Here is a 19,721-nt window from a genome sequence, read left to right as displayed (position 1 = left end):
TATTAGTATTGTATTTTTGCTAATCAAAACCGATGCTTCAGTTGGACAAAGGAGTCATTGGCATACGCCAGTTCACAATCCTTGTCATTCTGCTCACCCTTGGCGATTCCATCCTGATACTGCCTTCAAGCGTGGCTGGCGCGAGTCATCAGGATGCATGGATATCGGGGCTCTTGGGCACTTTGTTTGGCTTGATATCCGTGTGGATATACGCTGTGCTGGGCGGGCTCTATCCGGGACTATCCCTCATTCAGTATACGCCGCTCATTGCCGGAAAATGGCTGGGAGCTGTTCTGAATATCAGCTTTCTTATTTTCTTCGCTATTACAGTGGTAGTTGTTACCTGGGAAATAGGAGATTTTTTCACAAGTATGGTGCTGCCGGATACTCCGATTGAAGTTCTCGAACTGCTATTTTACGGGCTGTTGATTTTTGCTGTTCGGTTAGGAATAGGGACTATCATACGAGCTTCAGAGATCTTTTTCCCATGGATTATGTTAATCATGTTTACTTTGATTGTCTTGCTAGTGCCCCAGATGGAAATAAGTCGTATTCAACCCATATTGGAGGAAGGGATGAGGCCTGTTCTGCTAGGATCGCTGCCTGCGACATTTCTGCCGTGTATGGAAATCTTTTGCTTGCTTATCCTCATACCTCATGTTAAAGAGAGTAAGAAACTAAGAAAAAACTTTTTCATCGGGGCAATTATCGGATGTATCGGGTTAAACGTTGTAGTAGCGCAATGTATTCTGGTGCTTGGCCAATATTTCACAGTAAATATGGGTGCTCAGTTCATCAAGCTGAAGACTTACAAAATGCTGACTGTTCCAACCGCCATGATTTGCTTTTGTTTCATCTTTATCGCTTTACCGAATACCGCTAGTTTTAAATCTGCAACCAAGGTTTGGGGTTATTATGATATCAGTATATGTATGGTAATTCCATTGCTTTTAATAGGTCTTTATTTCATTCGTAAAAATAAATTGAAACATACAGGAAGTCAGTCCCCGGGAGAAGGTTCTAGCCTTCCACCCGGTTAAAATCCACTTCCAAACGAACAGGGCAATGATCGCTGCCCAGAATTGCGCAGTCGATGTCAGCGCTGACGATGTTGGTGCCGAGCCTCGAAGAAGCGATAAAATAGTCGATGCGCCATCCGACATTTCGCGCCCGCACGCCGGGCATATTGGACCACCAGCTGTAGACGTCGGTGCGGTCAGGGTAGAGATGCCGGAAAGTGTCAATGAAGCCGGCCTCCAGCAGCTCGGTCATTTTCCCGCGCTCTTCTAGAGTGAAGCCGGAGTTGTTGTGGTTGCCTTTGGCATTCTTGAGGTCGATCTCCTGATGAGCGACGTTCAGATCGCCGCAGGCGATAACCGGCTTCTTCGCGTCCAGCTGGCTGAGATAGCTGCGGAAGCGATCCTCCCACTCCAGGCGGTAGTCCAGCCTGGAAAGATCGCGTTTGGCGTTCGGGGTATACACCGTCACCAGATAAAAATCCTCGAACTCGAGCGTGATGATCCGACCCTCGGGCTCTTCGTCCTCTTCCATGCCATAGCGTACGGAAAGCGGCTCAAGCTTCGTGAAAACAGCCGTGCCGGAGTAACCTTTTTTGACGGCGTAGTTCCAGTACTGTTTGTAATCCTCGCCAAGTTCGAGGGAAATTTGTCCCTCTTGCAGCTTCGTCTCCTGAACACAGACGATATCGGCGTCCGTTTCCTTGACGTAATCTACGAAGCCTTTATTCACGCATGCGCGCAGCCCATTCACATTCCACGATACCAGTTTCATTCGTCAATTTCTCCTAACATTCGCGATGATTTCTCATCACAGTGTAACATAAGATTGACTACTGCTACATTAAGTGAGCGGTTTGAGAGAGGGATTTAGGCACCGCCCGTTGGATGAAATCCAACAAAAGGCAGATATTTACCCCGAAATTAGCCAACCCATTGGATGATTTCCAAGGGAAGCAGCTAGAACCCCCCTTTTTAACCTCGAATTAGGTGCTCCACTGTATTTCATCCAATGAAGTCACTCATTCGACCTCTGTAGCAGCCCCTACATTGGATTTCATCCAATGCCCCCCTCTCTCCAAGGGGATAGGAGCATCCGGACATCACAGATGCTCCCAAGATCCCTCCTTCACCTCGTAGGATCGGACGCTATTCCCCGTAGTCATGGGTGACAAGCATCCCTTCTCGACCAAGCCACGCAGCCACTTGCGAGCAGTGCGGAAATCAACGTCAAATAGCTGAATAACGTCCTGTGGGCGTATCGCCCGACCGAGCATCCAAGCCAGCCGCAACACTTCTTTCTCCATGACAGGTACTGGAGCAGCGGCGTCGTTTCGGAGCGTGCAAGGCCCGACTACCATCTGTAGAAGCATCCGACAGATCTCGGGGCGGCTCTGGATGTCGTCGAAGGAGAAGTGCATCATTTTCCAGCCCAAAGCAGTCAGGAAAGTGTCGCGATTCAGCGCATAGCTGAACTTCTCGCGATCCATCTCTTTGACATGGTTCTGAAAGCCGTCACATTCAATACCGAACTTCCCAAAAGGTGTCATGTACGCAAAATCGAGAAACTGAGATTTACGGTTCCAATCATAGATTTCATACTCCGGGTGCAAGTTGTCGAAATTTCCGAACAACGGCATCCAAACCTGCTGCAGAAAAAGCTTCTCTGCATACGCATGTCCCCTCACTAACCGCCCCTTTCGTTCGCCGCTCCGTAAAGCTGCGTGTTTCTCAAAAAATGAAGCATGTAATCTTTCGAAATCCAATACTCCCAACCTCCTCAGTGCTGCAAATAAAATAAAAAAACGCCCTTGTGCCGCGAGGCAAAAGGACGTTCTTCGTCTGAATCAGTATACCAAAGTCTCATATATAAGAAAATACCGCACTCCCTTATCAACATTACTGATTTCATTTTTCGCCATTTCCAAGCTATACTTTTCTTATCTTTTATTATCCGAGTAAGTTCATGGGTTTAATAAATATAGAAGGCGAGGTCATACGAGATGGCGACCATATACAATAATTTGACAGAGCTAATCGGCAACACACCGCTGTTAGAGCTCTGGAATTACAATAAACGGCAGGCTCTTGAAGCCAAGATCATGGCGAAGTTGGAGTATTTTAATCCGGCCGGAAGTGTCAAAGATCGTATTGGTTTCGCCATGATCAAAGAAGCCGAGAAATCCGGCCAAATCAAACCGGATACCGTTATTATAGAGCCAACCAGCGGGAACACAGGGATAGGCCTTGCGTTCGCAGCAGCGGCATTAGGATACCGCTTAATCATTACGATTCCAGAATCGTTCAGTATGGAACGCACGAAATTACTGAAAGCGCTGGGTGCGGAAGTGGTGCTTACGCCTGCTTCAGAAGGAATGATGGGAGCGATGAAGAAAGCAGAGGAGCTCGCAGCGAAGCTGCCAAATGCTTTCATTCCGCAGCAATTCAGCAATCCAGCTAATCCTGAGGTACACAGGAAGACGACGGCAGAGGAGATTTGGCGGGATACAGACGGGAATGTCGATATTTTTATTGCAGGCGTAGGTTCGGGTGGGACGATAACGGGCGTGGGGGATGTTTTGAAAAAAAGGAACCCATCCGTGCAAGTCATCGCCGTAGAACCGGCCAATTCACCGGTCCTGCTGGGCGGCCAGCGTGGCGCGCACCAGATTCAAGGCATCGGCGCCGGTTTCGTGCCGGATAATTACGACGCCTCCCTCGTCGATGAAGTCTTCAGCGTATCCGACGAGGATGCTTTCGCCACGGCTCGCGCGCTGGCGAAGACCGAGGGTCTGCTGGTCGGCATCTCATCCGGGGCAGCTGCTTATGCGGCGACGGAAATCGCCAAAAGGTCGGAAAATAGAGGCAAGACCATCGTGGTCATCCTCCCGGATACCGGAGAGCGGTATTTATCTACGGCACTCTTTGACGAATGAGGGAGATGTTACTTCACACAAAAAAACCGCCCCCGACTTGGGAGCGGTTTTTTGTCGTTAAACTTGAACAAGTGCATGAAAAGCTTGATGCTCAGGAAGCGGTTTGCTGAAATAGTACCCCTGTACATAATCACAGCCGACCGCTTGCAGAATGAGCAGCTGCTCTTGCTTCTCTACACCCTCGGCAACTACCTCTTTATCAATTCGCTGAACGAGGGAGATAATCGACTCCATAATTACCCGATCTACGGTTGAATCATCAATATGATCAATGAAGGACTTATCAATTTTGATAATGTCAGCAGGCAATTGCTTAATATAACTAAGGGAAGAGAAGCCTTTGCCGAAGTCGTCGAGCGCGATGCGCACCCCTTTATCCCTAAGGAGGTTGAGGTGGGTGGTCGATGTTTCGAGGGATTGAATAAGCAGAGTCTCTGTAAGTTCCAGCACAAGGTGGCGGGGGTCCAGTCCAGTCTCCTCCAATATGGCTAGAACCTGATCCGCAAAATCATACTGCATTAATTGAAGCGCAGAGATATTGACGGATATGGTAAAAGACATCTGCGAGGCAATCTGCCACTTCCTAGCTGTATGACAAGCCGTTTGCAGTACCCAGTAGCCGATCGGCACAATGAGCCCGGTCTCTTCAGCCAGCTGAATCCATTCGCTAGGGGGAATGTACACCCCATCAGGCTGCTGCCAACGCAGTAGAGCCTCATACCCTTTGACCTCTCCGCTGGGCACATGAATTTGCTTCTGAAAGTGCAGCGTAAACTGATTCTGTGCCAATGCGCCCTGCAGCGCATCTTCCAGCTTCCGCTTGTAAAGCTGATCTAATCGCATCGTTTCATCAAAAATACGGAACTGATGCTTCCCGTCGGCTTTGGCCTTACGCATAGCGACATCGGCACATTTGAGCAGCTGCTCGGCCGTTTGCCCATGATCCGGATACAGGGCGACTCCCATACTCACTTTGAGCGGGAAGGAAACGCCGGCAACTTGAAAAGGGGATTGGCAAGCTTTCCAAATGGCATGAACTGTATTTATGAAATCCGTATCATTGTCGCCTACATCCATAATGAGGTTAAACTCATCCCCTCCTGATCTCGAAACATGCATGCCAGGAGTGAACATATGTACCATTTTACGGGCAAAAAAACGCAAGTATTGATCGCCTGTGGCATACCCCACAGAATCATTAATCATTTGGAAGTTATCAATATTCACCCAGATCCCACAAACTCGGCCATTAACAGCACTTGCTTGCTGAATCGCCTGTTCTAAAAATTCATAAGCGGAGAACCGGTTTGGAAGTAGCGTTAATCGATCGGTGGAAGCCATATGTTTGATCTGCTCGGCTTTATCCAGCGTATCTTTCTGAAGCGTGAAGAAGCGTTCCATGAGCTTTCTGTTATTGCTGGAAACCAGGAGCAAGCTGATAATAATGAGCAATGACCATGTAAGAATGCCCGTAAGGATTTGAGACGACAGCACGAAGCTTTTGGCTTCTACAAAAAAGAAGAAATAGGCATCCGCTGCCAAGACAAGTGAAATGGCGACAAACATCACTTGTCTGCGCATAAAAACGGCGGCTATAACAACGATGTAGATACTGCTAAATGTATTCGTTACGGCAGGCACAAACATCATGAGAAGCATTGTGTTGAGAAATTGTCCCCCAATAGGGATATAGCCGATCCAACCGGAATCCTTGTGATAGGAATAAAAGATGACATAGGTAATAAGGGTCAAGACATTGGCGGCAGCCATACACAAATAATGGGGAGCAGTTAACCCAAGCCTCATGTAAGCAAAAGTGATGACAAGGATGATAATCGTGAAATTTAGCAGCAATAATCGCAAGGCAATCAGATTTCTTTGACTGCGATTCTCGCTTATTAAAAGATCCATTTGTATAAAGGCCCCTATCAAAATTTGTCTTCTGTAGGTTTGTGTCGAATAAGTAATGTTCCTGTTGAAAATTGTAAATTAAAACAAGATATTTGTAAACCTTTGCCAGAAATCCGGGCGAATTACGTCGATAAATAATAAATTGACCAAAAGTTCATTTCTCTATTGATAATGGTTCTCATTATCAATATAATGATAATGAAAACCATTATCAATAATTGGGTGGGGAACATGAAGTGAAACCGCCTCAATGAAAGTAAGCTTTATCGTACATAACTTAAAGAAATGCGGAGGAACTCCCTATGAAACAATTGGACAAAGAAAGTATGAAACTTCAGTATTTAAAATTTACGGACAGCCTGAAATCCCTGATGTTGAGCACAGTCGATGAGCAGGGCAAGCCTTTTATTTCGTATGCCCCTTTTGTTAAAAAAGATGGCAAGTTGTATATCTACCTCAGCCGGATTGCCAACCATTACCGCTATATGGAGTCCAATCCCTCCGTGGATGTCATGCTGATTGAAGATGAAACTTCCACTGAGAATTTGTTCGCCAGACAACGGGCGCGCTTTGTATGCCAAGCCGTAAACATCGGCAACGAGGGGCATGAAGATATTTTTGAACTCTTCGGAGAAGTATTCGGCAAGCCGACGATCAATATGCTGAAGACGCTGGACTTCTCGCTGTTTGAACTGACAACTCTGCAGGGCCGGTATGTGGCAGGCTTTGGTCAAGCCTATGATATCAACTTAACAGCGGAACAATTTGATCATGTAGCAAGAGATGGCCACCAGCAACCAAAGTCCTCATAATTTATTCGGAAAAGGGAGTGTAATCACTATGAGTTTTGCAACCGTATTACCGATTTGGAACGCGATTCAAGACCGTTTCCACGCCTCAATGAGAAAGTTGCCGGAGGCCGACCTGACCCTTGAATTGGGTTCTGCTTCGATTGGCTATATGCTTCGACATAATGCGGAAGTGGAATATATGTTCGCCAACTGGTTTTTTGGTCGAAGCTTTCCAGAGGGGCTTAAGCTGCAAACCAGCGGAGGTCCTTCCGCCAGTAAAGCCGTCTTTGCGAACAAGGAGGAATTGATCGACCTTCTGGCCGCGTCCAACGCTTACTTAATTGAAGCTATGCGTGAATTACCGGAGGAAAAATGGCATATCCCCGTTGAGACGGCTATTGGGACATCGACGCCTTTGGAAGCGGTGGGGCGCTTGATGTATCACACAGGTATCCATGCCGGTCAAATTTCATTGATTCAGAAACATTTTGCTGTGAAGGAAAACGCATAAAAATTAAGAAAGATCCCCATCCAGCTCGATGTGAGTGGAAGGGGACCTTTTGTTTTTTTAGGCATTTTTATTTCCGTTTACGCAGCTTTTGTTCACGAGCAGTGTCTGAAACAGCAGGTAATGAATCGACTGCAGAAACAGGTAAATAGGGAAGGAGAACATGAGCCGGTACCCATTTTTATAATGAAAGACGCCAAGCAACGAGCTCAGCCATTCAATGCCTACACTCAGGAGTGACCAGATTATTATGTAAGGAATGATGTAATAACCTTTTAGACCCAGCCATTTGTATAGATAAATGAAGAGGTAGCCAAATGGAGCGTACATGGCATAGGAAAAGATATCGAAGCAATGGTACTTGGAATCATCTCCGACATCGTAGAGATCGAAGGGAGGCAGTCCAATGGTATGATCAAAAATAAGACCAAATACAATCCCGATCAGCAAGGTGAATAAAGTTTGTACAGGGGTGAATTTTTTGGGCAATATCACAACGGCAAGCAGCCCGAGAACGATCATAGCGATAACAAACCACTCATTCGCATTAAAGTGGTTGTCGTAATAGACATCATCATTCATGCCTTTTTCTCCTTCCGTGTGAAATGCAGCAGCCAACGGCCTAGGCCATACGTCACAAACATTATGATCAACAGCATTATACTGTCATAATAGGTGTTCCATGTCAGACTGATTATGGCAGCTGTCCGATTGAGAATGAAGCAACACATTAGGAGAAAGAGGAAGGTATAGACGGAAATAAGCACTCTTGTGAGAACTCTGGAAGCTGTGAGATACACATTGGCAAAAGTAAGCAGCGTAAAACAATAGATGAAATCTCGATATAGGATCATGGAAAGAAATTCAGGGACTTGGGTGCTAAAGCGGTACAAGCTTAGATTATTACTGAATAATGCCATGCGATTAATATCAATGATGGACAAAAGCATGTAGAGCAGCACATTCGCCATGAGCGGCAGTTTTTTGGGCAATGTAACTAACACATGCAGGCAATACCAAGTTAAAACAAGGAAATAAACCAGGACCAAGGCTGAGCTCCCCTTTTGTGTGAAAATAAGCATCAACCTCTATCCTTGCCGTTATTGTGCTGTTTAAACATTGCGGGTACGTCACGGGTTCACGGGTCTCGAATTATGGATCAAGGATCACGGACAAAATCCTGGTGTTCGACTTTGCAATTGTTCCGCATAGCGGGGATCCAGCTTTGCCAATTCGGCAAAGTAGCCGCTAATGGCGTGGTTCGCAGACATGGAGCCGGCTTGGTAGGTGAGCTCGACGCCTTTTTTGACATGCAGATAGTGGTAGACTTGGTCGGTTCGGGGAGATCGATAGATGAAAGGCGGAAGCTCCGGGACGACGTCATTGGTATTATATATGCGATAACGAGGCCCGGTTCTACGGTTGAAAAGGCTGGAAAATGCCGGATTTCCAACACGCGGTGAACCATAGGTATAGACAGAGGGCTCCTTAAATCTCGTGTTAGCCGTAAGATCGAGGGCGCACAAATTGGCGAGACATCCTCCAAGGCTGTGTCCAGTGAGGTAAAGGGTTTTGCGTGGGGAGAGTTTGGACATGACGGCTATAATCTGCTTGCGTGCGCTATTGTAGATGTCGAGAAAGCCTTTGTGGACAAGGCCTCCGTCTTTGGCGTAGGGGTATGCCGTCTGTCTGGCTATTGCATCGGAAATCCAGTCTGACGTCGAGCTCGTGCCTCTAAAAACAATCACAATTTGCGTATCAGACTCTGCAATAAAACCGAATAACTCTTTATTGCTAAAAACCGAGGTGGCCGTAAAGGGAGCAACCATCCGATAATTGCGTGGTAAAATGACGCTTTCCGGACCATTCGCAAACAGCCCGTAGCTTTGACTGCACATAGCGGCAAGGAAGATTGCGGTTCGTGTGTCCAATGTGTTGATAAGCATTGTCCGTTCCTCCACACACAGAATGCTGTTCAACTATATATATGAGAATTGTGGACAGCTGTCGTCCGGCAACCGCCTATTTTTTTCCTGATTCATTTTCTTTGATGTATAATAATCGATGGAGGTGTGAACTAACGTGTTGAAGCGTTTCTTTTCGTACTATAGGCCGTATAAGCACTTATTTATTTTGGATTTTACCTGCGCTGTTGTGGCTGGGCTTCTGGAGCTTGGTTTTCCGCTAGCTGTTAATCAAGTGGTCGATAAATTGCTGCCTGCCGGGAATTGGGCTTGGATTCTTTGGGCTTGTGCAGGGCTGCTTGCCGTTTACGGGTTGAATACCGTGTTGAATTTTATCGTTACGTATTGGGGGCATAAGCTGGGGATTAATATTGAGACGGATATGCGGAAAAAAATGTTTGACCATCTGCAGAAGCTTTCCTTCCGGTTCTATGACAATAACAAAACAGGCCAATTAATGTCGCGTATGGCGAATGATTTGCTGGAGATTGGCGAAGTAGCGCATCATGGTCCTGAGGATCTGTTTATTGCGGTAATGACGCTAATCGGCGCGCTGTTACTGATGTTGAGCATTAATGTGAAGTTGGCACTGCTAACTTTTGTGATTGTGCCTGTGCTGCTCTGGATCGCCGTGTATTTTAATCAAAAAATGACCAAAACGTTCCGCCGGATGATGGGCGATCTCGCCGACATTAATGCCAGAGTCGAAGATAACATTGGCGGTATTCGTGTAGTTCAGGCTTTTGCGAATGAGTCGCACGAGAAAAAACTGTTTGAGGATAACAATGGGCGGTTCCGGATCACAAAGCTGCTTTCATATAAAATCATGGCATGGAATGTCTCCTTAAGTTATATTCTCATGCGTTTGGTGACAGTGTTCGTGTTGATTTGCGGAACTTGGTTCGTGATTGATAAGCAAATTTCTTATGGGGAATTTATTGCCTTCGTTCTATTGACCAATGTGTTTCTGGGTCCGATTCAGAAAATTAATAACGTCATTGAGAGTTATCCCAAGGGTATTGCCGGCTTTAAGCGGTATTGCGAAGTAATGGATACAGAGGCCGAAGTGTCGGATCGTCCTGACGCCGTGAAAGTCGACCATCTGGTCGGCCAAATATCATTTGATTCAGTCTCCTTCGGATACGGGCAGGAAGACCGGGTTTTGAATGATATCTCCTTAACCGTTCGGGCAGGAGAAACCGTTGCGTTCGTAGGTCCTTCCGGTGCAGGCAAAACAACGATCTGCAGCTTGCTGCCGAGATTCTACGATGTAAACGAAGGCAGCATTTCCATTGACGGCATGGATATACGAAGTATCCAGCTGGAATCGCTGCGCCGGCAAATCGGCATCGTGCAGCAGGATGTGTTCTTGTTCTCCGGCACGCTGCGGGAGAACATTGCTTACGGCAAGCTGGGCGCGACGGATGCCGAGATTTGGGAAGCTGCACGGCGTGCGCAGCTGGAAGGATACATCCAGTCCCAGCCGAAGGGACTGGACACGGTCGTTGGCGAGCGCGGCGTCAAGCTCTCGGGCGGACAGAAGCAGCGCCTCGCGATCGCGCGGATGTTCCTGAAGAATCCGCCGATTCTCATCCTCGACGAGGCGACATCAGCGCTCGACACCGAGACCGAGGCGGCGATTCAGCAGTCGCTCGCCGAGCTGTCGCAGGGCCGGACCACGCTTGTGATCGCCCACCGGCTGGCGACGATCAAGAATGCCGACCGCATCGTCGTCGTGACGGAGCAAGGCATCACGGAGCAAGGCGGTCACGAGGAGCTTATCGCAGTGGGCGGCGTTTACAGCCGTCTGCATCAAGCGCAGTTTAGCTCCTAAGCGAGCGGAGTTTGAATAATACCTGGCAGCGATCTTTGTGATCGTGGGCCAGGTTTTTTTGTTATGGCGCTACCTGGTGGACAGCAGGGGCGGACCGGAGCGGTACAGCACTGATTGCAGCACCGATACAACTCCGATACAACTCCGATACAACTCCGATACAACTCCGATACAACACCGGTACATGCACCGAGCGTAAGGGAACACTGGTTCTTTATTTTGCGGGGAATGGATATGTACGTAACTGGAGGGGAACTGCCGTCCTCTATTTAAAGATATCAGCCTAAATTCTAGCTTTTTCGGGGAAATAGCACCCCGTAGTTCCCTCCTACAGCTGAATTGAGTAGATATAGCACGAATAGGGCCCTGTAGTTCCCTTCGCTTAAGGAAAAATGTCATTTAAATGGATAGTACTCCCAAATGAATCATGGTAAACTATGAAATAGTTATCTACCAACGGTGAATAATAGAATGAGGTGAACGGTTTTGAAGTCAACGATTCGGTGGCTGTTGCTCGGGGTGTTTACACTTGTATGCATCTTCTTTCTGAGCAACATCCGAAATGCCTTCTTATCTACCCAGCCAGATCAAATTCGGGTCACGCTCGGACCGGATGCAAACATTCACAAAATAAGCGATCAACTGCCAGGAAGCCGCGTCCTCAATGACAAAACGGGCCTGCTGTCCGTTCCTTATGGCGAGTCATGGGACTACGTCAGCAAAGCGTTGACGATCAAAGGCATTTACCGCGCATCAACGGTTCCATTGGAGCGGCCCATCATTTCCTGGCGATACTACGGCTATTCCGTGAAAGACCAAATTCAGGGCTTTTTCCAAGGCGATTTCGGTAAATTCCGCAGTCCGTACAACCGCAATGAACTCTCTGTCATCGGAGAGCTTCCCCATATGCTGCTTCGCACTTGTACATATTTCATCCCAGGCTTGCTGCTGGCAATTGTGCTTAGCATGCTCACGGCGATGTCGGCGTCATTGTGGCGCCGCTTAGGTCTTGTACTAGATGGCGCGCAGGCTCTGCTTGTGGGCTTACCCGATTTCTTCTTAATTGTTCTTATTCAATTAGGCGCAATCTATGCGACGAAGTTTCTGGGCCATTATGTACTGCTGATCGTGCAAGTCGGTGATAAAACGCCGTTCCTCATCCCATTTCTCACCATCGCGCTGATTCCGTCGGTTACGATTTACGGTACAATGCGGGTCGCGATTGCGAGGGAGTTGGGGCAGGATTATGTCCTTACCGCACAAGCCAAAGGATTGACCCGCAGTGAGGTGCTGATCTCTCACGTACTGCGCAACGTCATGCTCGATTTGCTCTCGATCCTGCCGAAGGCGACGACGCTGGCACTGGCGAGTATGGCGGTTGCGGAAGCAATCTGCGGCATTTTCGGCTTGGGAGGCTTCATTACTTCGCCTGCTATGCAAAGCGTCACATCGATGTCCGTCATTTGCATGTCGCTCGTACTGCTCGCGATGGCTTTTCACGTGCTGTATGCCTTGCTGCGTAAAAAGTTTGTCGTTCGCACAGGGGAGGTCGCCTCACAATGATCAAACGTTCATCTAGCGCATTCTATTTCTCTATTGCTCTTATCGTGCTAATTCTTCTTGTTGCGATATTTGGTACATGGCTGAAACCGCACGGCATCGCGCCGGAGGACAAAATCAACATGATTCAGTATCAGCAAGATGGGAAAACACGCTACAACATTCCGCCGTTTTCACCGAACAGCACGTTCCTGTTGGGGACGGATCACCGGGGCTTTGACATGCTGAGCCTGCTGCTTAACGGTTTGAAATATACGCTGGGAACGACTTTAGTTCTAACGCTGCTCCGTTTTGTTATCGCACTGCCTTGGGGATTATGGAGCGGGACCACTGGCCGAGGGTGGGGGGTTCTAAAAGCGATGCAGTGGGTAGTGGCTTCCGTGCCTGCGTTTGTATTTCTATTTCCGCCATTAGCCGGGATGTATTTCGGGCTGAGGCTCGATCAGTGGATGAAAGCGGACGCGCACTACAAGTTGCTCTTCTCCGCTACCTTTATTATTCTCGTCACGTTCATCGGCGTATTTCCGCTAGCTCATCAGATTGCCGAACGAACGCGTTATTATAATGATAAATTATTTATTGAAGCGTCGCGTTTAATGGGAGGCTCTGTTTTTCACCGCACGGTCCGGCATTTAATCCCCTGCATGAGGAATGAAATGACGTTCATGTTTCTTAGCGAATTTATGCAAGTCCTCTTTCTGCTAGGGCAATTGGCGGTCTTTAATATCGTACTTGGCGGTACGGAAACAATTGGCGACAGCGACGCCGGCTACTCCATTACCATTACGACATCGGGAGAATGGTTGTCCCTTATCGCGTACGGCTCCAGATATATTAGGCTGCATCCTTGGATTATTTTGAGCGTAGGAACCAGCTTCGCCTTGTTATTCCTCTCGCTGCAGTTCTTCTTAAGTCAATTGAAGCGTCGCTACGGAAGTGAACGACAGTTCATGTAAAAAAAGGTCGGGTTCCATCTAAGGATGGAGACCCGGCCTTTTCATATGCGGATGATCTTTTACTGCAAGTTGCTGAGTCGAAAATCGAGCCTGGCGGCAACACCGGCAGGATTTTCTGCGGTGCGCTGCCCGCCAAGGTTAAAGGCGATGATGACGACATCGTTGCGTCCGCGCCGTACAAATCGGCGAATGTCGAAAGTACGGCCCGGATTGTAGAAGGAAGGTGTATTCTGCGGTCCGTCAAAGAGGAGCGGCACGCCGTTGATGATGACAACGGCATAATTGTCGACTGATAGGAAGAGAGAAGCGCCGAGAATGGCTCTACGTTCAGAAAGCGTGAAACGTGTCGAAATGATCGCATTCTCACTGTTCAAGTTGCCGGAGTACCAAACGTAGTTGGCATTAGTAACAGGCACCCACGCAGGATCGCGGGGAATGATTTGCGCATTGAACCACGAGTTGTCGGTGCCGATCGAAACCGTGCGTTGGCTTAGAAAGCGACCCGAACCGGGCTTATGATACTTTCTAAGCTGTGTGCGGTACAGCAGCATGGCTTTGCTTCTTGGCAGGCCTGCGCTCTTGGGAAGCCGAACAATTCTGCTCGGTTTTCCAGCCATTCGTTGTTTGGGAATCATTTCTCCATCTCCTATCAACATATGAATATACTTGCTTTGTATTCTATGTTTACTAGAGGGTTTTGCGAGGGTGAGTGGCTAGTGTCGCCTTAGTTATGCAGCCTAAATTTTCTTTTTAATATAATGAAGTACAATAAATATGTTTTAATGACACATAATATATGTTAAAATAATGAAAATGCAAAGGAGGAATCTCCCAATGGACGATAAAAATGATAAGACCAAAAGACTTTCCGTCTACTTGCCTGAGAAGGTGAAGACCGATCTGGAACGCATGGCAGAGGAAACAGGCTTGTCGATGACACAGCTTATTGTAATGGCGACGCATGGTCTACTCGCGAATTATGCTTCGCAGGGCGGAGCAATTTTTGCCGACTTATTGGCAGCTAAACAGCGGATCGTTCACGAGGTGAAGGATAGGCAGCGGCTTTTAAATGAAGAGAAAGAGGGCATGCAGGATTACTACGGCGCGCGAGCAGCGGAATATGAACGGATTTATGCCCGCGAAGATGCGGACTATCAGCAAGAGCTTGCGATGCTGGCGGATATCGTGAAGAAGCAGGTCGCTGGGAGCCGTGTCCTGGAGGTGGCTTGCGGTACGGGATATTGGACGCAGTTCATGGCGGAGACAGCCAAACACATCGTTGGGGTGGACGTTCGACCGGAGGTGCTGCAAATAGCTGCAGCCAAATTTTTGCCGCTGCATAATACCTCTTTCGTTGAAGGAGACGCTTACCGGCTTTCGGAAGTACAAGGGGATTTCGACTATGGACTCGCCAACTTCTGGTTTTCGCATATCCCGAAAAATCGACTGGATTCGTTCCTGCAAGGATTTCACGAGCGGCTTGGTCGGGGAGCCCGCGTGTTCATTGCGGATAATGTGTATGTCCCGGGAAGAGGCGGCGAGCTGATTACGAGCGAACATAGCGAAGATACGTACAAAAGAAGGGAGCTGGCCGATGGCTCCAAGCATGAAATTATTAAAAACTACTATTCGTACGAAGAGTTGAATGAAATCTTTAAGCCGCTGTCGGAGCATCTGCGAATATTCGTCGGCAGCTCCTTCTGGTATGTTAGCTACATCGTGGCTTAGGAATCATCGACCGAAGAAAAAGATGTAAACGGCGGTCTTAATGACCGGATGTAAATTTCAGGCCGAGAACACCGACCAGAATGAGGATCATGAATAGGATACGCAGTAAACTAACGGGCTCATTCAGAAATAGGGTGCCGATAATAATCGCGCCTACAGCGCCAATTCCCGTCCAAGCCGCGTAGGCGGTGCCGATGGGAAGAGTTTTCGTAGCTACCGCCAGAAAATAAAAGCTGATGATCATGCCGACAATAGTGATGCTGGAGGGAACCAGCCGTGTAAAACCGTTGGAGAACTTCAATGAAATCGCCCATACCACTTCAAAAACACCTGCAATGACCAAGTAAAGCCATGCCATCTGTGAATCACTCCTTGAGAAAGAATATGCGAAGATGCCTATCTGACCGCGGCAAAAAGAAAAAGCCTGGAAGCAGTATCGCTGGTGCGATAAGACTCCCGGGCTTTTTCCCCTCCGTGATCACAGCGTATTCGCTGTGTGTTTTCTCTCGGACCAGACTGGCGCTGCAGCGCCACGGAACCCTAGAAACATGATGCCGTAATTATAGGACGGCTTACACGCTATGTCAAGTTACAAAATAACCGCAAGAAATGAATAAAAGCCCTGAGAAGCGGCTCATTCGAGCTAACGCTTGTCTGGGCTTTATTCATGATGAAACAAGAAAATTACTTGGATTCAGCAGTTAGTTGATTGTAGATATCATCCCACAGAACACGTCTAGCGGATACGTATCTTTTCGCATAATAAGATTCGCTTAGCTTGTTTTTCACGATACCTTCATTGGATGCGGAATGAATAAATTCACCGTTACCCAAGTAGATACCAACGTGAGAAATGCCTTTGCCCCCTGTGTCGAAGAACACAAGATCACCTTTGCGAAGATCACTTTTGTCGATCCAGTAGCCCTCTTTATTTTGAGCTGCTGAACTATGAGGAAGGTCAATGCCGAATTTGTTGAATACGTACGCGGTGAAACCAGAGCAATCAAAGCCTCTTGTTGTCGTTCCCGCATCGCGGTACGGTACTCCCATCAATTCGTCAACCGTTGAGTCCAATGTGGATTCTGACGCAGACACACTCCCTAAAGCTACACTCAAAAACAAAACAAGACTAAAAAGAAGAGCAACAACCTTTTTCAACTGCTTGTCTCCTTCCGGTGCCTACGAGGTTAGCTGGAGGGTTCGGTTGAAGGTTCCCTATGATCCCTGTCTTGCAAGATCAATTCACCCGGTATGGTTCCCCCGTTTCCCCAAGAAATGAGGAATTCGGCATGAAATATTTGGTTTTTTAATGCTAGTCTCTTAAATTCGTCATAAACATCGAAATTCCTCCTTTTTCGTGCAATTGGGTCTGAAAAAATGTGTAAAGGTTCGCTTTACAGACAAAAAAATCCCCTTTTGCAAGGGGATTGAACAAATCTAAACCATTTATGGTTTTATTTATTGCTTTTTAACGGCTTAATTTGGCGGAAAGAAGCTGGAATTGCGACGTAATGGACCACATTTGCATGAAAATATGAAAGAGCGGGAAAAGTTGATAAATGATTAGCGCTACCAGACCTGCCCAGATATAGGTCGTTGTTACCGTGATCCCTGCCAAAAGTCCCGAGCTCAGCAAAAGTATCAGAGAGAGGCCGATAATCGGAAGCGAGTACCGCATGAACGTTAGGACCGTGGAGACTATACCAAGACGTGCCGCAATGGCGAACTGCACATACATGAAGAGCAGATGCAGCAGAAAGCCGTACACCAGCATACCCAGTAACCAAGGCAGTAAATCGAGGGAAGCTTGTTCATAAGATGTGCTGTGAGCGAACACCTTCTGCGCTTTGGGCAGCACCCAGATGAGTGGCAGCAGAGACAAAGCGATTCGAATCAAATACACGGCGAAGAAGGGGAGCGTGAGTTCCTTGATGCCGCGGACGAAGCGATAGCCGGCATTTTGATCGGAATGGGTGAGCGAATAATAGACACCGCCGTTCAGCATCGGGGTAAGGAACATGCGCGCCAGGAGCAGGCCGGCCAGCCACCACAAGTAAGAATGGCTAAGATCCGTTTTGAATAACTGAAACTGGCTTTCGGCCAGAAAAAGCTGGAGTGCTTGCTTCGGCTGGTCACCGCCGGGAAACCGGTGCATGAGGGGAACTAACACCCCTTGTACAAGCTTATATAGGAGCATCCCCCAGCACATTTGGTAGATGAACAAGACAATCGTAGCGAAGGGTTGCCGTAGCGCCGCCCTGAAGCCGGATTTGAGATAGGTTGTCACCGGTGTCCCTCCTAAGCGTTGTTTTCTGAAGGCAAACTTGCCTTGTAGAGTGGGGGCCTACCAGGCCACCCACCCGAAAATAGCTTGCAGGAATTGAATAATGCCGAGATTCAGGCGAAGTTTCCACTTGGTGTCCACTTCTGCTAGCATAAAGTTATTAATATGCTTGTTCTCCAGAATGAGCGAGTAGTTCGGATCGATGCGAACCCAGGCTATAGGCGTCGTATGGGTTAGTTTGTACTCAATGCTGCTTTCTTTGCCGTCCCATGTTTTGTCGAGCACCGTACCGTCGGCGAAATGGAACTGAATCGGCACTTCAGGAGAATTGCCGCCGCGCTTGGAGATGAGGACCGTGCTCTCGTAAGGGCCGGCTCCTTTGCTGCCAGTGGCTTTCACATGGATGCTTTCAACCGAATAATCAACCATCATTGAGCCGTAGACATATTCATTGAAGAAGTCGTCCCACTTCGTTTTGGTTACATCCTCGACCACATTTTGAAAATCTTTGGTGGAGGGATGCTTGAATTGCCATTTTTGAAAATAAGTCCGCATGATACGATCCATGTTTTTGGTGCCGACCTGTTTCTCGATGGCTTTCAGCACGAGTTTGCCTCTGGTATACACATTCTCTGCGTATTGATCATGTCCGGTATAGGCCCATGCGTTTTGTCGCAGGGCGTTCGGAGAAGTAATGTAGCTGGACTCGACCGGCAAATTAGGGGTTGCCCCGAAGTCGGCCTCCATCACTTTATCCTCGGCGTAGGAGGTGAAGCCCTCATCCAGCCAAGCCTCTTCAAACTCATTGCTCGCCACAAGGCCATAGAAATATTGGTGTCCGATCTCGTGCACGACAACGCGTTCCAATTCCTGATCCGGCGTCTTATCGTCCGCGCCCCAAGCGGTGATGAGCGTAGGATACTCCATCCCGCCTGCGCCGCTGCCTCCGGGAGGAGGTACAACGATAGACAAAGTCGAGTAAGGATACGATCCGTACCACTGGCTATAGCGGGATAGCGCTTTTTTGGCAGCGTACATATAACGGTCTTTCAAATCCTGATGATTGGGATCCAGATAGAGCTTGATCTTCACACCGGGTATTTGCGGCGTAGAGAAGGGTTCTTCCACATACACGAAGTGAGGCGAAGCTGACCAGGCGAAATCATGCACATCATCGGCATAAAATTGGTACGTCTTCGTCCCGTTCTCCGTCACCGCCGGTTTCACAGGGAACCCTGTCGCGGCAACCGTGTAATTCGCCGGCACTTGAATTTTCACGTCATACAGGCCGAAATCCGCATAAAACTCCGAATTCCCATGGTATTGGTGGAGATTCCAGCCTGGCTCGGTGCGTCCCCTTGTGCCGGCCCGTTCATAAGCAGCGACCTTAGGGAACCATTGCCCAGCCATCACGAAGTCGTCCACATAGCCCATTCTGGCGAAGGCCTGGGGCAGTTTGACGAGAAATTCCGTCTTGAGTGTGACTCGTTCGCCGGCTCCTACGGGTTTCGACAGCGGTATTTTGAGCAGCGTGTGGTCGTCTTTATTGCCGTCATCAGGTTGTACAAACGACATGCGTGGCGTAAGGTCCTCGCCATCTTCCGTTTTTACGGAAAGCAAGTCCATCCAACCCGTACTATCCGCCGTAGCTTCATCTTGCCTTAGCTTGCCGCCGGACTCCCGCATAAACGTGGTTTTCTTAGATGCGAATGCATTCGGATATAAATGCAGATAAATCTCTTGCACAGGAACCGTTCCCGGATTTTCCCACGATAACGCTTGCTGCCCTTTGAGCTGCCTCGTTTCCGGCGTATAGGCAACATTCATGTGATACTCCGCAATGCGGTAGCTTAGCGGTTCCTGCGTTTGTTTGTCCGAAGATTTGTCGCGATCAGCAGGCTGCATGTCCGGCGCCGGAGCGGACGGTTCCTCCTTGGAGACGACGGGCACCGTCAGTTTACTTGCAGATGGGAGCAAAGTTTCAGACAGCAAGACAGTGCCTGCTGCAAGGAGCATGACAACGAACCATTGTAGCTTTCGGTTTTTGAATAAAACACTCAATAGATTCACCCCGCCTAACAAGCATCTACAGCATGTATATGTAGACAACCTAGGGAATATTTCTGTGAGTGGAAAAGATTTGTTAACACGGCTGAAATAGGCTCTGGCCAAGCCCGGGTTCTCTGCTCTTGTTCTCATGGAGTACTTTAGCTACAATAAAAGCAAAGGTATC

General features: G+C 48.1%; 19 protein-coding genes and 2 riboswitches. Of the genes, 8 read left to right on the top strand and 11 right to left on the bottom strand.

Going from position 1 to position 19,721, the window contains the following annotated elements:
• Positions 1-41 precede the first annotated feature (41 nt).
• The gene (locus PCH02S_RS29405) at positions 42-1,040 is read left to right on the top strand and encodes a GerAB/ArcD/ProY family transporter (RefSeq protein ID WP_164819781.1); all 999 of its coding nucleotides are present in this window, start codon (positions 42-44) and stop codon (positions 1,038-1,040) included.
• Here the strand turns inward: PCH02S_RS29405 and PCH02S_RS29400 are convergent.
• Both PCH02S_RS29400 and PCH02S_RS29395 read right to left on the bottom strand, forming a co-directional pair.
• Positions 1,021-1,791 carry an exodeoxyribonuclease III gene (locus PCH02S_RS29400; protein WP_127457651.1) on the bottom strand — a complete coding sequence of 257 codons (771 nt, stop codon included), beginning with the start codon at positions 1,789-1,791 and terminating at the stop codon, positions 1,021-1,023. The two genes, PCH02S_RS29405 and PCH02S_RS29400, sit on opposite strands and share 20 nt — an antisense overlap.
• 328 nt (positions 1,792-2,119) lie before the next feature.
• On the bottom strand, positions 2,120-2,782 hold the full coding sequence (locus tag PCH02S_RS29395; RefSeq protein WP_127457650.1) for a PDDEXK family nuclease: 663 nt from the start codon (positions 2,780-2,782) through the stop codon (positions 2,120-2,122).
• A gap of 237 nt (positions 2,783-3,019) precedes the next feature.
• Between PCH02S_RS29395 and cysK the strand changes: the two genes are divergently transcribed.
• Positions 3,020-3,952 carry a cysteine synthase A gene (gene cysK / locus PCH02S_RS29390; RefSeq protein WP_127457649.1) on the top strand — a complete coding sequence of 311 codons (933 nt, stop codon included), beginning with the start codon at positions 3,020-3,022 and terminating at the stop codon, positions 3,950-3,952.
• Positions 3,953-4,009: 57 nt separating this feature from the next.
• On the opposite strand, the gene PCH02S_RS29385 is transcribed toward cysK, so the two are convergent.
• On the bottom strand, positions 4,010-5,863 hold the full coding sequence (locus PCH02S_RS29385; RefSeq protein ID WP_127457648.1) for a putative bifunctional diguanylate cyclase/phosphodiesterase: 1,854 nt from the start codon (positions 5,861-5,863) through the stop codon (positions 4,010-4,012).
• A gap of 302 nt (positions 5,864-6,165) precedes the next feature.
• Between PCH02S_RS29385 and PCH02S_RS29380 the strand changes: the two genes are divergently transcribed.
• Both PCH02S_RS29380 and PCH02S_RS29375 read left to right on the top strand, forming a co-directional pair.
• The gene (locus tag PCH02S_RS29380; protein ID WP_127457647.1) at positions 6,166-6,675 is read left to right on the top strand and encodes a HugZ family pyridoxamine 5'-phosphate oxidase; all 510 of its coding nucleotides are present in this window, start codon (positions 6,166-6,168) and stop codon (positions 6,673-6,675) included.
• 28 nt (positions 6,676-6,703) lie between these two features.
• On the top strand, positions 6,704-7,165 hold the full coding sequence (locus PCH02S_RS29375) for a DinB family protein (protein WP_127457646.1): 462 nt from the start codon (positions 6,704-6,706) through the stop codon (positions 7,163-7,165).
• 57 nt (positions 7,166-7,222) lie between these two features.
• On the opposite strand, the gene PCH02S_RS29370 is transcribed toward PCH02S_RS29375, so the two are convergent.
• The 3 genes from PCH02S_RS29370 to PCH02S_RS29360 all read right to left on the bottom strand — a co-directional run bounded on the left by PCH02S_RS29370 (position 7,223) and on the right by PCH02S_RS29360 (position 9,108).
• On the bottom strand, positions 7,223-7,744 hold the full coding sequence (locus tag PCH02S_RS29370) for a hypothetical protein (protein ID WP_127457645.1): 522 nt from the start codon (positions 7,742-7,744) through the stop codon (positions 7,223-7,225).
• Positions 7,741-8,244: a hypothetical protein gene (locus PCH02S_RS29365; RefSeq protein ID WP_127457644.1), complete on the bottom strand. Its 504-nt coding sequence runs from the start codon at positions 8,242-8,244 to the stop codon at positions 7,741-7,743. The genes PCH02S_RS29370 and PCH02S_RS29365 overlap by 4 nt, the downstream gene beginning before the upstream one ends.
• A gap of 84 nt (positions 8,245-8,328) precedes the next feature.
• Positions 8,329-9,108 carry a lipase family protein gene (locus PCH02S_RS29360; protein WP_127457643.1) on the bottom strand — a complete coding sequence of 260 codons (780 nt, stop codon included), beginning with the start codon at positions 9,106-9,108 and terminating at the stop codon, positions 8,329-8,331.
• Positions 9,109-9,244: 136 nt separating this feature from the next.
• On the opposite strand from PCH02S_RS29360, the gene PCH02S_RS29355 reads away from it, so the two are divergent.
• The 3 genes from PCH02S_RS29355 (at position 9,245) to PCH02S_RS29345 (ending at position 13,476) form a co-directional block, all read left to right on the top strand.
• On the top strand, positions 9,245-10,960 hold the full coding sequence (locus PCH02S_RS29355; protein WP_127457642.1) for an ABC transporter ATP-binding protein: 1,716 nt from the start codon (positions 9,245-9,247) through the stop codon (positions 10,958-10,960).
• A 486-nt stretch (positions 10,961-11,446) separates the two neighbouring features.
• Positions 11,447-12,523, top strand: coding sequence for an ABC transporter permease subunit (locus PCH02S_RS29350; RefSeq protein WP_127457641.1), 1,077 nt, complete (start codon positions 11,447-11,449; stop codon positions 12,521-12,523).
• Positions 12,520-13,476, top strand: coding sequence for a hypothetical protein (locus PCH02S_RS29345; protein WP_127457640.1), 957 nt, complete (start codon positions 12,520-12,522; stop codon positions 13,474-13,476). The genes PCH02S_RS29350 and PCH02S_RS29345 overlap by 4 nt, the downstream gene beginning before the upstream one ends.
• A gap of 59 nt (positions 13,477-13,535) precedes the next feature.
• Here the strand turns inward: PCH02S_RS29345 and PCH02S_RS29340 are convergent, their stop codons facing one another.
• Positions 13,536-14,111, bottom strand: coding sequence for a hypothetical protein (locus PCH02S_RS29340; protein WP_127457639.1), 576 nt, complete (start codon positions 14,109-14,111; stop codon positions 13,536-13,538).
• Positions 14,112-14,310: 199 nt separating this feature from the next.
• Between PCH02S_RS29340 and PCH02S_RS29335 the strand changes: the two genes are divergently transcribed.
• Entirely contained in the window at positions 14,311-15,204 is an 894-nt protein-coding gene (locus tag PCH02S_RS29335; RefSeq protein WP_246069294.1) for a class I SAM-dependent methyltransferase, read from the top strand.
• Positions 15,205-15,241: 37 nt separating this feature from the next.
• Here the strand turns inward: PCH02S_RS29335 and sugE are convergent, their stop codons facing one another.
• From sugE to PCH02S_RS29315, 4 genes are all read right to left on the bottom strand, one after another.
• Positions 15,242-15,562 (bottom strand): quaternary ammonium compound efflux SMR transporter SugE, encoded by a 321-nt coding sequence (sugE, locus tag PCH02S_RS29330; protein ID WP_127457638.1) that lies wholly within the window; start codon positions 15,560-15,562, stop codon positions 15,242-15,244.
• Positions 15,563-15,655: 93 nt separating this feature from the next.
• Positions 15,656-15,758: riboswitch (guanidine-I (ykkC/yxkD leader) on the bottom strand.
• A 130-nt stretch (positions 15,759-15,888) separates the two neighbouring features.
• Positions 15,889-16,362 carry a C40 family peptidase gene (locus tag PCH02S_RS29325; protein ID WP_127457637.1) on the bottom strand — a complete coding sequence of 158 codons (474 nt, stop codon included), beginning with the start codon at positions 16,360-16,362 and terminating at the stop codon, positions 15,889-15,891.
• Positions 16,363-16,365: 3 nt separating this feature from the next.
• Positions 16,366-16,504: riboswitch (cyclic di-AMP (ydaO/yuaA leader) on the bottom strand.
• A gap of 168 nt (positions 16,505-16,672) precedes the next feature.
• Positions 16,673-17,491, bottom strand: a complete 819-nt coding sequence (locus tag PCH02S_RS29320; protein WP_127457636.1) for a hypothetical protein — start codon at positions 17,489-17,491, stop codon at positions 16,673-16,675.
• A 57-nt stretch (positions 17,492-17,548) separates the two neighbouring features.
• Positions 17,549-19,504, bottom strand: coding sequence for a M1 family metallopeptidase (locus PCH02S_RS29315; protein WP_127457669.1), 1,956 nt, complete (start codon positions 19,502-19,504; stop codon positions 17,549-17,551).
• Positions 19,505-19,721: the final 217 nt, after the last annotated feature.

The sequence above is a fragment of the Paenibacillus chondroitinus NBRC 15376 genome (genome assembly GCF_004000765.1).
Taxonomy (GTDB): domain Bacteria; phylum Bacillota; class Bacilli; order Paenibacillales; family NBRC-103111; genus Paenibacillus_E; species Paenibacillus_E chondroitinus.
Note: the sequence above shows the minus strand (reverse complement) of the source record. Positions and strands in the feature narration are given on the sequence as shown.

Excerpts from the sequence above, each read along its gene's own strand:
- PCH02S_RS29400 (WP_127457651.1), bottom strand. The coding sequence starts at position 1,791 with ATGAAACTGGTATCGTGGAATGTGAATGGGCTGCGCGCATGCGTGAAT.
- cysK (WP_127457649.1), top strand. The coding sequence starts at position 3,020 with ATGGCGACCATATACAATAATTTGACAGAGCTAATCGGCAACACACCG.
- PCH02S_RS29385 (WP_127457648.1), bottom strand. The coding sequence starts at position 5,863 with ATGGATCTTTTAATAAGCGAGAATCGCAGTCAAAGAAATCTGATTGCC.
- PCH02S_RS29380 (WP_127457647.1), top strand. The coding sequence starts at position 6,166 with ATGAAACAATTGGACAAAGAAAGTATGAAACTTCAGTATTTAAAATTT.
- PCH02S_RS29375 (WP_127457646.1), top strand. The coding sequence starts at position 6,704 with ATGAGTTTTGCAACCGTATTACCGATTTGGAACGCGATTCAAGACCGT.
- PCH02S_RS29370 (WP_127457645.1), bottom strand. The coding sequence starts at position 7,744 with ATGAATGATGATGTCTATTACGACAACCACTTTAATGCGAATGAGTGG.
- PCH02S_RS29365 (WP_127457644.1), bottom strand. The coding sequence starts at position 8,244 with ATGCTTATTTTCACACAAAAGGGGAGCTCAGCCTTGGTCCTGGTTTAT.
- PCH02S_RS29360 (WP_127457643.1), bottom strand. The coding sequence starts at position 9,108 with ATGCTTATCAACACATTGGACACACGAACCGCAATCTTCCTTGCCGCT.
- PCH02S_RS29345 (WP_127457640.1), top strand. The coding sequence starts at position 12,520 with ATGATCAAACGTTCATCTAGCGCATTCTATTTCTCTATTGCTCTTATC.
- PCH02S_RS29340 (WP_127457639.1), bottom strand. The coding sequence starts at position 14,111 with ATGATTCCCAAACAACGAATGGCTGGAAAACCGAGCAGAATTGTTCGG.
- PCH02S_RS29335 (WP_246069294.1), top strand. The coding sequence starts at position 14,311 with ATGGACGATAAAAATGATAAGACCAAAAGACTTTCCGTCTACTTGCCT.
- sugE (WP_127457638.1), bottom strand. The coding sequence starts at position 15,562 with ATGGCATGGCTTTACTTGGTCATTGCAGGTGTTTTTGAAGTGGTATGG.
- PCH02S_RS29315 (WP_127457669.1), bottom strand. The coding sequence starts at position 19,504 with ATGCTCCTTGCAGCAGGCACTGTCTTGCTGTCTGAAACTTTGCTCCCA.